Genomic DNA, 12,960 nt, shown 5'->3' with positions numbered 1-12,960 from the left:
AAATAGTCAGAGCGGAACAGACTCGACTATCGGTTCCGAGGAGATTTCCATGAACGAGCTGTCTCAACTCAGGCGGGGCGCCTTTGCACCGGGCAACAGCGCCGAGATCGCCGACGCCATGGCCACCGCAAGCGGCGTCAGGATCGATGTCGACCGCCGCCGCGGGCGCGGAGCGGGCCTCAACATGTCAGGACGTTTCGAGCCCGTAACCCGTGAGACCTTCGATGATGGTTGGCAGACCATCGAGGATCTGCCGCCCTTCAAAACCGAGGTCCAGGTCGAGAAACCACGGTCGGTTATCACCCGCAACGAATCCCCCGATATTCCCTTCGACCGCTCGATCAATCCCTATCGCGGTTGCGAACATGGCTGCATCTATTGCTTCGCGCGGCCCACGCATTCCTATATGGGCCTCTCTGCGGGCGTCGACTTCGAATCCAGGCTGTTCGTCAAGCCAGACGCTCCGCGCCTGCTGGAGCGAGAGTTGGCACGGCCGGACTACAAGGTGCGGCCGATCGCGATAGGCACCAATACCGATCCCTATCAGCCGATCGAAAAGGAATGGCGCATCATGCGCCAGATCCTCGAAGTGCTTCAGTCGGCCAACCACCCGGTGATGATCGTGACCAAATCGGCCATGGTGGCGCGCGACATCGACCTGCTTGCACCGATGGCTGAGAAGGGCCTCGCGCGGGTCGGCATTTCGGTGACCACCCTTGACCGGAAGCTTGCACGCGCCATGGAGCCGAGGGCCTCGACGCCGGCCAAACGCCTCGAGGCGATGCGCGCGGTGTCCGAGGCCGGCATTCCAACCGCTGTTCTGGTTGCTCCGGTCATTCCCGCCTTGAACGACCATGAAATCGAACGCGTGCTGGACGCGTCCAAGGCGGCTGGCGCTGCCGAAGCAAGCTACGTGCTCCTGCGCCTGCCGCTGGAAGTGAGTCCACTGTTCCGGGACTGGCTGTTGAGAAACTACCCTGATCGCTACAGGCACGTAATGTCCCTTATTCGCTCGATGCGCGGTGGCAAGGACTATGACGCCGAGTTCGGCAAGCGGATGAAGGGCGCTGGCCCCTATGCCTGGCAGATCGGCCGCCGCTTCGACCTCGCCGCCAAGCGGCTTGGCCTCAATCTCGCGCGCCGCCAGTTGCGAAACGATATCTTCGTGCCTCCGCTCGGAATGGGGGTGCAATTGTCGCTGCTTTAAGGGCTCACGCGCATCTCCGAGACGCCGAGGCGGCAGTTCTCAAGCAGGCGCTGCTCCACAGCGGCGCGCGTCTTGGCAAACGCGCAAGTGTTGCCGTGGCCCTTGAGTCGAGGTCGCGTCAGACAGGCATGCAATAGATCTTGGAGCCACGTAACAGCGTCCGGACGGACCCATGGCGCCTTGAGCGCCGACAGGATTTCAGCTCCGGCGTCCTCCCCGCCTCAGGACGACGCCGGCTTTCCTCCCGGTCACCGCCGCACTCGTACCGGGGGGCTTGAAGGGAATCGGGCGAATATGCGAGGGTCCCCCGCATGTCACGTCGCAACCCGCCCGATTCCCTCCTTTTCCCTCTCCAACCGGTGATCCCGGATTTCGCTCTCGAACTGACGGCAAGGCGGGACGGCTTCTGGCCCGTTGCCGGTGCCGATGAAGTCGGCCGCGGGCCGCTCGCTGGCCCGGTGGTCGCCGCCGCAGTCATCCTTGATCCCGATGCCGTCCCTGACGGTCTCAACGACAGCAAGCTCCTGAGCGCCGAACAACGCGAAATGCTGTTCGACCAGATCATGGCGACGGCCACGGTTTCGATCGCGTCATCCTCGGCGAGACACATCGACACCAGCGATATTCTCAAGGCCAGCCTCGATGCCATGCGCCGGGCGATTTTCGGCCTGGCGACGGCGGCCCGCTTTGTCCTGATTGATGGGCGCGATGTGCCTCCGGGTCTCGCCTGTCAAGCAAAGGCGATCGTCAAGGGCGACTCGCGGTCGGCTTCAATTGCTGCCGCCTCGATCGTCGCCAAGGTCACGCGCGACCGCATGATGGCGCGCGCCGATTCTACCTTTCCCGCCTATGGCTTTGCCCTGCATGCGGGCTATGCGACAGTGAAGCATCGCACCGCTATCGACAGCCATGGTCCGTGCTCGCTGCACCGCATGAGCTTCCGCCCCTTCCGGCAGGTCTGAGACCAAGCGACGTCCTCACAACCGATCTTCCGAGAAGGGCCGGCAAGAAGGTTCTCGATCCGGGATCTGTCGACGGCGACGTAAGTTCGCTGCAGCAGAGGCAATACCGCCCAGGGATATTGTGGCTTGCGGAGACAGAGCGATCTTCAACTGGCATCATTGCCGACTGCCATCTGCCGCGGGCTCGGGCCGTTCAATGTGCAACAGTGGAAGGTGGACTTGGCGCACCATAGGTTTCGGGCGGCCCGAGGAAGTTCAATTCCGATATTCGCGATCGAAATAAACACGTCTCGATTGCGCATGACCAATGTCGGCAATGCCCAGCGTAGGTGACATCCGACAAAAAAGCCCCGCCGAAGCGGGGCTCTCCCGTTTAGCGTTTTGGAGCGATCTCAGTTGAGGCGCGATTTGACCTCGCCGAGGGCCTTCCTGAAGAGCGCTTCCTGTGCGCCGGCATCGGCCTTCGCCATCAGAACCTTCTCCGCGGCGCTGATCGCTAGGTCGACGGCGGCCGCGCGAACCGCGTTGATCGCGTCGCTCTCGGCCTGCTTTATCTTCTGCTCGGAAAGTGCCGTGCGGCGCGCCACGTATTCCTCGGTCTTCTGCCTGGCTTCCGCCGTCAGCATCTCCGCCTCGCGCTGCGCCGCGGCAACGATGCTGGCCGCTTCGGCCTCGGCGTCCTTGCGCTTGCGCTGGTATTCGGCGACGAGACCCTGCGCCTCTTCGCGCAGTCGCTTGGCTTCCGCCAACTCATTGCTGATCTTGTCGGCGCGGGTATCGAGTGCGCCGGCGACCATGCCCGGAACTTTAAGATAGACGATGAGTGCCAGGAAAAGGATCAGGCCAACAAAGGCATAGAAAGTCGCATCAAGAGCCATAATTACCTGCTCCTCAGTTGCCCGCAGACGCCTTGACGGCGGCGGAAATCTCGGCCCTGGTGACGGTTCCGCCGATCAGTTGCGTAACGACGGCAGTTGCCGTCTCTTCGGCGATCGCACCAACGTCGGAAAGCGCCTTGGCCTTGATGTCGGCGATGCGCGTCTCGGCGGCAGCGATCTTCTTCGCGAGATCGGCCTCGACCGCAACACGGTCGGCACTCGCCTTGTTCTTGGCCGCTTCGCGGGCGGTATCTGCAATCGAATGGCCCTTGGCCCTCGCGTCGGACAATTCCTGCTCATATGCCGCAATGGCGGCATCGGCTTCGCCTTTCAGGCGGGACGCCTCGTCGAGATCCTGCGCAATCCGGTCATGCCGCGTCTCGAGAATTCCACCAATGCGGGGAATGATGACCTTCGACATGAGGAGATAGAAAAGTCCGAACGTGATCGCAAGCCAAAGCAGCTGCGATGCGAAATGGCTCGAATCGAAAGGCGGGAACACGCCGGAGCCATGCTCGCCTTCGTGGGCCACACCCGTTTCGGTGTGCACCTCACCGGCAGCAGCGGCATCGTGCGCTTCGGCGCCTTCGGTGGTGGTTGACTGGGCATAGGCCGCTGTCACAAACATGCTCACCTCCAGGTGCACTTCTAGATATGCGCAGCCGCGGCCCTAGGACCGCGGCCAAAGCTCCAGCCGGAATTAGACGGCGAAGAGGAGGAGAAGAGCTACGAGCAGCGAGAAGATGCCCAGAGCTTCCGTAACGGCGAAGCCGAATACGAGGCGACCGAACTGGCCGTCAGCAGCCGACGGATTGCGCAGAGCGCCGGACAGATAGCTGCCGAAGATGTTGCCAAGACCGAGAGCCGTACCGGCCATACCAAGGCATGCAAGACCTGCGCCGATGAACTTTGCTGCTTCCGCTTCCATGATTGAACTCCTTCGAAATGATGTTGCGGCTTTGGATTTGCGCTTCCGGCCGTTGCCCGCCCGGAAGCCAGCGACTGTTATTCCTTAGTGGCTTCCGGGATGGACAGCGTCGTTGAGGTACATGCAAGTCAGCACCGCAAAGACATAGGCCTGAAGGAAGGCAACCAGGAATTCAAGACCGGTGAGAGCTACGGTCATGAGGAGCGGCAGGATCGCGCCACCGATGCCGAGCGCACCGAGAGCGCTGAGCGAGGCGACGAAGCCTGCGAAGACCTTCAACGTGATGTGGCCGGCCAGCATGTTGGCGAAGAGACGGACCGATAGGCTGATGGGACGGGAGAGGAACGATATGACTTCGATCGAGACCACCAGCGGCAGAAGAGCGCCCGGCACACCGTGCGGCACGAAAAGTTGCAGAAAACCCAGACCGTGCCTGTAGAAGCCGTAGACGATCACCGTGCCGACAACAAACATGGCAAGAGCGAAGGTCACGATGATCTGGCTGGTGACGGTGAAGAAATAGGGAAACATGCCGAGCAGGTTCGCCGTCAGGACGAACATGAACAGCGAGAAGACCATCGGGAAGAATTTCATCCCGTGACTGCCGGCACCCTCGCGAAGCATCGACGCGATGAACTCGTAGGACATCTCCGATACCGACTGCATGCGCGTCGGAATCAGGCCGCGCTGCGAGGTGGTGAGGTAGAGAAAGCCCGCAGCAGCGCCGACGGTCGCAACCATGAACAACGATGCATTGGTGAAGGAAAAGTCAATTCCGCCAATCTCGATCGGGACAATCTTGTTGACCAGGAACTGGTGGGTCGGATCGTTTGACACCGCGCTTCTCTTTCGTTCTGCCCGCCCGCAAGCGGAAACCGTGCTCTTCCAGACGGCGCCTCAGGCGCCGTCCCCGTCCTTTTTTTCATTCCCAGGCCCATGCTGGTCGGGCTTAGCCACCAGACCGGCAGAGCGCAGCACGTTCAATATGCCAGCACAGAACCCGAGCAGCAGGAGGACGATCATGCCCCACGGCCCTGTACCCGCAAAATGGTCCAGAAGATAGCCCAGAAACGCCCCGACAACGATGCCGGCGATGAATTCGCTCGAAAGCTTCATCGCCTCGGCATAGCCCTTGCGGCTTTCCGCGCTGCGCATCTCCGCCTTGTCCGAGGGATCCGTCCGCCTGGACGCGAGGTCCTCGCCAAGACGCTTCAGCCGCGCCTCCAAACTCTCTTCCGGCTTCTCCGTCACGTGGCTCCCCTTGCAGCCTCACGCGGTCTAAACGCGATCACGGTCATACAAACGGCCGGCAACCATGCCACGTTCGGCCCCTTTTGAAGTCGCGCGCAACATAGTTTTAGGCTTCCGCATAGTCAAGGCATGGAAGAGTATTGAGGGTGGACAATATTTTCTAGGCTTTTCAATTAGTTAGCTGTATTTTGGAATGCCTGCGGCAAAGCGGCGCTGGGAATTGTCGCCGTTCGGGGGTCTTGGTCGCAACGGAGCACCGAGCGCCGCGCGTCCTGACGGACGCGACAGGTCACGCTCACACTTTGAATCGCTGCGAGCCTTTGTCCTTGAGCCCCGATCTCTGGAGACGGCCAGCAGGCTGGCGTCCGCGATCTCGCGAATCAATCAGCTCCAGCCGCCGCCATAGGTCCGGTAGAAGATGTGCAGACCGATGCGGCCGACGCGCTTCATCGTCTTGGCCCAGGCGGGGTTCACATAGGTGGCATGGTAGTGCGTTGCGGAGCCGACTTCCGGCAACCAGATCTTGCCCGCGGTCACGGCCATGGCCACTTCCCTGGCTGCCTTCCAGTGAGAGCGCGAATAGATCAGATCTCGGATCATGTCGCAGGCGAAGGAAAACTGGCAACGGTTGCGCCAGTTCTTGTTCTGGTAGACCACACCGCAGATGCTCTTCGGATAGGTGGGGTTGCGGACGCGGTTGAGGATCACCTGGCCGACCGCCGCTTGCCCCTTCAGCGGCTCGCTGCGGGCCTCGAAATAAATGGCTTCTGCCAGGCAGGTCTGTTCGTCCTTGCTGAAGACGGTCGGCGGCAGGGCCGTCGCTGCCCAGGCATGATCATCCGGGGCTATGTCCGGGATGAAGCGCCCGCCGTGTGCGTCGTCGCTCAGAATCGAATCGAAGGGCGATTCGCGTGCATAGTCCGGGTCGGTCCGGACGTAAGCGGTGGCGAGAATATCGGCCTTGTCGTTCGTCACCAGCTTGGCGAGCATCGGCGAAACGCCCGGATCGGGCTTCGGCGGCATCTTCCGGTAGAAGGCCGTGGCAATCTCGATCTCCTTGCCCTTGATCTTCGGCTTAGCGAAGACCATTCTCTCCGCACCGTCGAATTGGGGCTCGACCAGCGAGCTTGTGCGCTGAAGGATCGATCCGGCGCTGAAGTCCTTCGGCGGCGTCACGGGGCTGACGGCAACGACGCGGCCCTTCTTCAACTTCCGGGTGACGCGATCCTCATCGGGCGTTCCTTCCTGCCGCTTTGATTCCGCCGTCAGTGCCACGCGGCTGCCATCGGCCAGCGTGATGCCCGCACCTCCGTCGAGAGCGCCGGTCGTGACCGGATCGGAGAATATCATCTCGGCCTGGTGCACCGAGCCCGCTGGCGACCGCGTCATGTACATGCGCCAGCGCTCGCCGCCGCGATTGATACCGGCCAGGAAAGTGGCGAGATCCGAATAGGCAGCGGCCGAGGGAAAGCAGAGGAAAATCGCAAGCCCGAAGATAGCCGGGGCGCGCCAGGCCGGGAAGGACATGCGAAACTTGCGGCTCGACTGTCGACTCTCACGCACCGTACGGCTCCACGCAACTCTCACTCGGGCGCGCGTTCTCGCAAGCCGGCCGGAGGCCGACGGCACGATTCCACGCGGGGACGCTAAAGTTTCGAAGCGATCGGACGGCTGGCCGGGACCGCTTCCTTCGAGCCTTGAAGTTGAAGCATTAACCTTGATGTTTGGTTAATGCAGTCGGTCCGGATGGGACACTCGCTTCGGCAAGAGCGATCAAATGATCACTTGCGAACCGAGTTCGACGACGCGGTTCGTCGGCAGGCGGAAATAGTCCGAGGGATCGATGGCCGCATTGGCGAGGGCAATGAACAGCCGGTCCTGCCAATACGGCATCCCGGATTCAGCGTCCGGCACGAGCTTGCGGCGGCCGAGGTAGAAGGACGTGGACATGATGTCGAACTTGATGCCAGACTTGCGGAAGAGGCCCAGCGCCTGCGAGACGTTCTGAGTCTCCATGAAGCCGAACTTCATCTCGAGCAGAGTAAAGCGCTCCGACAATTGCCGAACGTTGACGCGTTCCTCCTTGGGTACTCTTGGTGTGTTGGCCGTGCGCACGGTCAATATGAAGTTCTGCTGATGCAGCACATGATTGTGCTTCAAGTTGTGCAAAAGCGCCGCGGGCGTGGAGCCCGGATCGCTCGTCAGGAAGATTGCTGTGCCCGGTACGGAGACCGGCGCGTGTTCACTCTTGCGCTCGAGCGATTTGATGAAGGTGGCCAAGGGGACCTCGATATGGCGCGTCTTGGCGTGCAGGATCTCGGTGCCGCGTTTCCAGGTCCACATGATCACGATGAACGTCGCAGCGATCATGATCGGCACATAACCGCCGTCGCCAATCTTGAGCAGATTGGCGCCGAGGAAGGTGAACTCCAGCGCAAAGAGCGGCAACAGGGCAGTCGCCGCCGCCAAGGCAGACCAATTCCAACGGACACGCAGGAACTCGAAGGCCAGGAACGACGTCACGACCATGGCGCCGGTCACGGATATTCCATAGGCGGTGGCGAGTGCCTCGGACGAGCCGAAGAGGAAGACCAACGCCAGGACGCCGAACATCAAGAGCGAATTGACACTGGGCAGGTAGATCTGCCCCGTGTGGGTCTCTGACGTGTGGAAGATCGCCATGCGGGGCAGGAAGCCGAGATGGATGGCCTGGCGTGCCAGCGAAAAGGCTCCGGTGATCACCGCCTGGCTGGCGATGATGGTTGACGCGGTCGCGAGGATGACGACGGGAAGCAGCGCCCATTTCGGAAACATCAGGAAGAACGGGTCGGACATTGCCTGGGGGTAATGGAGGATAAAGGCGCCCTGCCCGAGATAATTCAAGGTGAGTGCGGGAAAGACGACACTAAACCAGGCCCACTGGATCGGCCGGCGGCCGAAATGGCCAAGATCGGCGTAAAGCGCCTCTGCGCCCGTCACCGTCAGGAAGACGGCCCCCAGCACGACAATGCCGACAAATCCTTCATTGATCATGAAGGTAGCCGCGTAAAGCGGATTGAAGGCGGCGAAAATCGAAAGATCGTCGGCGATGTGCACAAGGCCGATCGCGCCCATGACCACGAACCAGACGAGCGTGATCGGCCCAAAGAAACTCGAGACCGCTCCGGTCCCATGCGATTGCACGGCGAACAGGACCACCAGGATCACGACCGCAATCGGCAGCACGTATTCGGTTAGCGCCGGCGTCACGAGCTTCAGACCTTCGACGGCGGAGAGAACCGAAAGCGCCGGCGTGATCATTGCGTCACCGATGAAAAGTGCCGCGCCCGCGATCCCCATGAAGAAGAGGGCCGCCCTGTGGCCGGTCGCGGTCTTCATGAGCAATGCCAGCAGCGAGAGCGTCCCGCCCTCTCCGTCATTGTCCGCCCTGAGCAGGAAGAGCACATATTTGATCGTCACGATGATGGTCAACGACCAGATCATCAAGGAGATGAGGCCGATGATCTCCACACCGGTGACACCATCATGCGCGACGGGACGCAGCGCCTCGCGAAAGGCGTAAAGCGGGCTCGTGCCGATGTCGCCATAGACGACGCCGATGGATCCGAGTGCGAGCGCGAGCAGTCGGCGCATATTTTCGGATCTGGACACGGAAGGCGCGGACAATTCAGACATGGGCGATGAACGGGCTCCTACAGCGCCGCGCGTCTATCAGACGCGCAAAGGACGCTGTAGCGCTTTGAATTGCTGCATGTCTTCGTCCTTGAATCGAGGTCGATTCAAGGAGACATGCAGTAGAGCCAGCCTTTCCACCGATAGAACAGGGAAACATTGCAGGAAGCGACCACGCGGTTCGACGTGTCTTGCGTTTGCGTAGTGATCCCGGCGGTTCCACCGTCGCGAGCGCGACGGCCTTTCCGCAGGCGCAATATCCTGTGAGCATAGAGCCGCCTCTTCGATGCGGCCGACCAGACCAACCAAATGGGATCGGGCCGATCAGCCACCACGACCTTCACAACGCCGATGCACCCGTAAAAACCGCCGCCGCGGCGCTCGGCGGAATGCCGCAAAGAATGTCTCCAGCGACCGGTGCCGTACCAACTGCCCTCGCGGGCAGCGGCAAGGCATATGACGCAATACCAGCGCAAAATCAACGATGATTTGCTGCGCCGCAGTACTCCCCCATCGCGAGAGACGGACGACCGGGCCGTTCTGCAACCGTAAAAGTTTTTCTAAATCAAGGCGTTGAGCGGCGCCGCGCGCCAAGGCTCCCTATTCAAAAACTATGTTCGGCATGGCGCGGCTCTGGTCCTGCCGCGCCAATGATACCTGCTCCCAGGTCTTTGCAGCAATGTCGCGGTAGATGCGGGCGACCTCGCCGTCCGGCTCGGACGCCACCAGCGGCGTTCCGGCATCGGAGGTTTCGCGGATGCCCATGGTCAGGGGAACCTCCCCTAGAAAAGGCACGCCGATGCGTTCGGCTTCCTTGCGTGCACCGCCATGGCCGAAAATATCGTAACGTTTGCCGGTGTCGGGAGCGATGAAATAGCTCATATTCTCGACGATGCCGAGCACCGGAACCTCGACCTTGCGGAACATGGCCAGTCCCTTGCGGGCATCAACGAGCGCAAGGTCCTGGGGGGTCGAGACGATGACGGCTCCGGCAAGCGGCACTTGCTGCGCCATGGTCAGTTGCGCGTCGCCGGTGCCGGGCGGCATGTCGACGACGAGCACGTCGAGTTCGCCCCAGGCGACTTCCCGCAACATCTGCAAGAGCGCGGACTGGATCATCGGCCCGCGCCAGATCATCGCGACCTCCTCATCGACGAGGAAGCCCATCGACATCACCTTGAGCCCGTAGTTTTCCATCGGCCGGATGAGCCGGCCCTCAATCTGCTGCGGCCGCCCGGAAATCTTCAAGAGGCGCGGCATCGACGGGCCGTAGATATCGGCATCGAGCAGGCCGACCTCGAGGCCATTCGCCTTGAGCGCCAAGGCGAGGTTCACCGAGGTCGTCGACTTGCCGACACCGCCCTTGCCCGATGCAACGGCAATGATAGCGCCGACGCCGGGAATTCCCGGCTTCGCCGGCGTTCCGCTCGCTGGCCGATGACCATGCGGCTGTCCGGACGGGGCCGCCGGTCGTGGCCGCTCGACGGGTGCAGCCTTCGGGGCCGCCTTGCGATCGGCAGTCAGCGCGACCATTGCGGCCTTCACGCCCGGGATTTCGCGCACCACCCGTTCGGCGGCGACGCGCATAGGTTCGAGTTCCTTTGCCCGCTCTGCCGGCACGGTGATAGAGAAATAAGCCTTGCCGTCCGAGATGAAGACATCGGAGACAAGGCCGAGGTCGACGATGTTGCCCTCCATGTCGGGACCGCGAACGCTCCGCAGCTTTTCAAGAATCATTTCCCTGGTTACGTCCGGCATGTCGCCCTCTCGTCTCTTCCTGGCGAACAGCGCGGCGCCCGACGGGCGCAAAGGCCGCTGTAACGCTTTGAACTCCTGCACAATTTATCCCCAAATCGAAGTCGATTTAAGGACCATGCAACAGATAGTCGAGGCGAGGCGCTTCGCCAATCGCGAGAGGCAACAAAATGGGGCCGCCAGTCGAGCGCCTTGCGTCCGTACATCCGGAATCACAGGCGATCAGCGGCGGCCCCGTCTTCGCAACCTTCCTGGGCGCTGTCTTATTATGGTCCCCTCTGGACACGACAATGAGAATGCAGGATGCGTGCCAGTTTTATCTGGACACAAGAGACGTAATCATTTCAAAGCGTTAACACAGATTCGCCGCAAGAAAATGGAAGGCTCTGCGCTTAAATTCCAGGCATGCGCACCGTTTAGGCACAACTTTCGCGCAATTGAGCAGCGTTCACACCAGAGCCGTTGCGTGCGGCGTCCCCGGGGAGGCTGCGTCGGAAACCCGCGTCAGCTGATGTAGCCCTTCTTCATCGCCTTAACGACCGCCTGCGTGCGGTTAACGGCGTCGAGCTTCTTGGTAACGTGATTGAGGTAGTGATTGACCGTGTGCTCCGAAAGGCCGAGTATCCCGGCGATCTCCGCACTCGTCTTGCCGGCCGCCGTCCAGCTCAGGCACTGGATTTCCCGCTCGGAAAGTGCCGTGTTGGCGCTCTTCCAAACGGAGCCGATTTCGGCCAGACGATTATAGACGTGGATTGCGATCATCTGCAGTTCCATCGTCGCCGTCATCGGCAGATCCAGGTCCGGCCCCATGAAGATAACCGCGCCGCGACCGCCCTCGGCATCGTGCACGGGAAAATAATTGGCCTGATAGATGCCATTCTCGCGTAGCATGGCAATGTAATCTGCGGCCGAATCCGGCTTGCCGCTCTCCCGCTCCCACTCCTCCAGCGTGACCTCGAATGGCGTCGTCGTCTCCCGCAAACGTCGCACGCCCGTGCTGAAGCGCAGCATCGAGAGGCTGTCATATTTGTTGAGCAACTCGGCCGGCATATTGGAGATCACCATGGCAGCGGACAGCCGCTCCATGTCGATGGCGGGAATCGAGCAAATGAGGAATGTCTTGAAACCGAAGATCTGCGTGATCCGCCGCATATAGCGGATGATGTCAAACTGGGTCTCAAGCCTTGCGATTTCGGGCGCGAAATCGCCGCCCCGGGGCAGATCGATGTCACGCATCCCGGTCGTCATTGTGTCTTGCATTCGCGCGTTCCATGACAATCATCAATTATCAAATAGCCCGAGCCCGCGGCCAATGCCAACTGCAGATCTACAATCATCGCCGTTCCCTGGCAAAAGGCTGTGTATTTCGCGATTGCGGCCAAAACATCCCCACTTTTTTCAGGGGGCGCACCGAGACGGCCGCTGGGCCAAGCCCAGGACCTGTCTCTTTTTCCACTCGCGTGGCGAGTCCCGAAAATCCAACAGATAGTGACCCTAGTTGATCAGGCCGGCGCGCATTGCTTTGGCGACCGTCTGGACGCGATTGACCGAGTCCAATTTTCGGGTCGCACGGTTCAGGTAGTGGTTTACCGTATATTCGGACAGCGCCATGATCCGGGCCATCTCGACCGTCGTCTTGCCGGCAGCGGCCCAGCGCAGGCATTCGATCTCGCGCCGGGAGAGGCTGCCCGACCCTCGCCTGTCGCGGCTTCTGACCTCGGTCCACCTGCAATATAGAAATCCGGCCCAGAGATTGAGTGCCTGCAGCTCGTCATTGGAAACGACGGGCCTCTCGCCGCCAAAGGCGATCGCGCCACGATGCCCGGCGGCATCATGGACGGGCAGGTAGACGCCGCGCGGTATGTTGGCTTCTTCGAAGACGCTGACAGCGGCATCGCCCTTGCCGTCCAGCCGCCTGCGCGCCAGCTCATGCGCATCGTAAGTGAAGGGAATCGTGCTGCGCCGCAGCTTCTGGACGACGGGGCTGCCGTCCATCAGGCGAGCGTCGTCATAGCGTCGGAAGAATTCCGACGGCCACGTCGTCAGCTGTGCCTGCGCGGCAAGGCTGCGGCATCCCCGTTCCGGAATGCCCAACACCGTGAAGCCTCGGAAACCATAGGCATCAGATATCAGGCCGAGAACGCGCTTGACTTCATCTTCGCTGTCGAGCGATCCGACCACGGAACGCCCATTCGGGAGCATCAGTGAGGAAATATCAGCGTTGAAATCAATCATCTTCCGCTCTCCTCCCGCACCTGCACCCCGTAGGGACTGCTGAATGTCTTCGCCATCATGACCTTCTGTCGA

Annotated in this window: 12 protein-coding genes; 2 read left to right on the top strand and 10 right to left on the bottom strand. The window is 61.2% G+C overall.

The features are described 5' to 3' along the window. Positions 1 to 49 precede the first annotated feature (49 nt). A complete protein-coding gene (locus EKH55_RS02160; RefSeq protein ID WP_151610899.1) occupies positions 50 to 1,207 on the top strand; it encodes a PA0069 family radical SAM protein in 1,158 nt (385 codons plus the stop codon). A gap of 311 nt (positions 1,208 to 1,518) precedes the next feature. After that, entirely contained in the window at positions 1,519 to 2,169 is a 651-nt protein-coding gene (locus EKH55_RS02155) for a ribonuclease HII (protein WP_069460347.1), read from the top strand. A gap of 392 nt (positions 2,170 to 2,561) precedes the next feature. Here the strand turns inward: EKH55_RS02155 and EKH55_RS02150 are convergent, their stop codons facing one another. The 10 genes from EKH55_RS02150 to EKH55_RS02105 all read right to left on the bottom strand — a co-directional run bounded on the left by EKH55_RS02150 (position 2,562) and on the right by EKH55_RS02105 (position 12,888). Continuing rightward, complete coding sequence (locus EKH55_RS02150; protein WP_069460346.1) at positions 2,562 to 3,047, bottom strand: F0F1 ATP synthase subunit B; 486 nt, start codon at positions 3,045 to 3,047, stop codon at positions 2,562 to 2,564. Positions 3,048 to 3,060: 13 nt separating this feature from the next. Further along, complete coding sequence (locus EKH55_RS02145) at positions 3,061 to 3,675, bottom strand: F0F1 ATP synthase subunit B (protein ID WP_151610898.1); 615 nt, start codon at positions 3,673 to 3,675, stop codon at positions 3,061 to 3,063. Positions 3,676 to 3,747: 72 nt separating this feature from the next. Continuing rightward, positions 3,748 to 3,975 carry a F0F1 ATP synthase subunit C gene (locus EKH55_RS02140; protein ID WP_012707029.1) on the bottom strand — a complete coding sequence of 76 codons (228 nt, stop codon included), beginning with the start codon at positions 3,973 to 3,975 and terminating at the stop codon, positions 3,748 to 3,750. A gap of 84 nt (positions 3,976 to 4,059) precedes the next feature. Then, positions 4,060 to 4,812, bottom strand: coding sequence for a F0F1 ATP synthase subunit A (locus tag EKH55_RS02135; protein ID WP_069460344.1), 753 nt, complete (start codon positions 4,810 to 4,812; stop codon positions 4,060 to 4,062). Positions 4,813 to 4,872: 60 nt separating this feature from the next. Continuing rightward, the gene (locus EKH55_RS02130; protein WP_069460343.1) at positions 4,873 to 5,226 is read right to left on the bottom strand and encodes an AtpZ/AtpI family protein; all 354 of its coding nucleotides are present in this window, start codon (positions 5,224 to 5,226) and stop codon (positions 4,873 to 4,875) included. Positions 5,227 to 5,610: 384 nt separating this feature from the next. After that, a complete protein-coding gene (locus tag EKH55_RS02125; protein ID WP_083265419.1) occupies positions 5,611 to 6,753 on the bottom strand; it encodes a cell wall hydrolase in 1,143 nt (380 codons plus the stop codon). A 246-nt stretch (positions 6,754 to 6,999) separates the two neighbouring features. Beyond that, entirely contained in the window at positions 7,000 to 8,901 is a 1,902-nt protein-coding gene (locus tag EKH55_RS02120) for a potassium transporter Kup (RefSeq protein WP_151610897.1), read from the bottom strand. A 597-nt stretch (positions 8,902 to 9,498) separates the two neighbouring features. Continuing rightward, entirely contained in the window at positions 9,499 to 10,656 is a 1,158-nt protein-coding gene (locus EKH55_RS02115; protein ID WP_151610896.1) for an Mrp/NBP35 family ATP-binding protein, read from the bottom strand. Between the two features lie 501 nt (positions 10,657 to 11,157). After that, positions 11,158 to 11,913: a LuxR family transcriptional regulator gene (locus tag EKH55_RS02110; RefSeq protein ID WP_083265418.1), complete on the bottom strand. Its 756-nt coding sequence runs from the start codon at positions 11,911 to 11,913 to the stop codon at positions 11,158 to 11,160. 234 nt (positions 11,914 to 12,147) lie between these two features. Continuing rightward, entirely contained in the window at positions 12,148 to 12,888 is a 741-nt protein-coding gene (locus EKH55_RS02105; RefSeq protein ID WP_069460336.1) for a helix-turn-helix transcriptional regulator, read from the bottom strand. Positions 12,889 to 12,960: the final 72 nt, after the last annotated feature.

This window comes from Sinorhizobium alkalisoli (assembly GCF_008932245.1).
In the GTDB taxonomy this organism is placed as follows: Bacteria; Pseudomonadota; Alphaproteobacteria; order Rhizobiales; family Rhizobiaceae; genus Sinorhizobium; species Sinorhizobium alkalisoli.
Note: the sequence above shows the minus strand (reverse complement) of the source record. Positions and strands in the feature narration are given on the sequence as shown.

Bases quoted from the DNA above. Each gene is read 5' to 3' on its own strand.
- EKH55_RS02160 (WP_151610899.1), top strand. From the start codon at position 50: ATGAACGAGCTGTCTCAACTCAGGCGGGGCGCCTTTGCACCGGGCAAC.
- EKH55_RS02155 (WP_069460347.1), top strand. From the start codon at position 1,519: ATGTCACGTCGCAACCCGCCCGATTCCCTCCTTTTCCCTCTCCAACCG.
- EKH55_RS02150 (WP_069460346.1), bottom strand. From the start codon at position 3,047: ATGGCTCTTGATGCGACTTTCTATGCCTTTGTTGGCCTGATCCTTTTC.
- EKH55_RS02145 (WP_151610898.1), bottom strand. From the start codon at position 3,675: ATGTTTGTGACAGCGGCCTATGCCCAGTCAACCACCACCGAAGGCGCC.
- EKH55_RS02140 (WP_012707029.1), bottom strand. From the start codon at position 3,975: ATGGAAGCGGAAGCAGCAAAGTTCATCGGCGCAGGTCTTGCATGCCTT.
- EKH55_RS02125 (WP_083265419.1), bottom strand. From the start codon at position 6,753: ATGTCCTTCCCGGCCTGGCGCGCCCCGGCTATCTTCGGGCTTGCGATT.
- EKH55_RS02120 (WP_151610897.1), bottom strand. From the start codon at position 8,901: ATGTCTGAATTGTCCGCGCCTTCCGTGTCCAGATCCGAAAATATGCGC.
- EKH55_RS02115 (WP_151610896.1), bottom strand. From the start codon at position 10,656: ATGCCGGACGTAACCAGGGAAATGATTCTTGAAAAGCTGCGGAGCGTT.
- EKH55_RS02110 (WP_083265418.1), bottom strand. From the start codon at position 11,913: ATGCAAGACACAATGACGACCGGGATGCGTGACATCGATCTGCCCCGG.
- EKH55_RS02105 (WP_069460336.1), bottom strand. From the start codon at position 12,888: ATGATTGATTTCAACGCTGATATTTCCTCACTGATGCTCCCGAATGGG.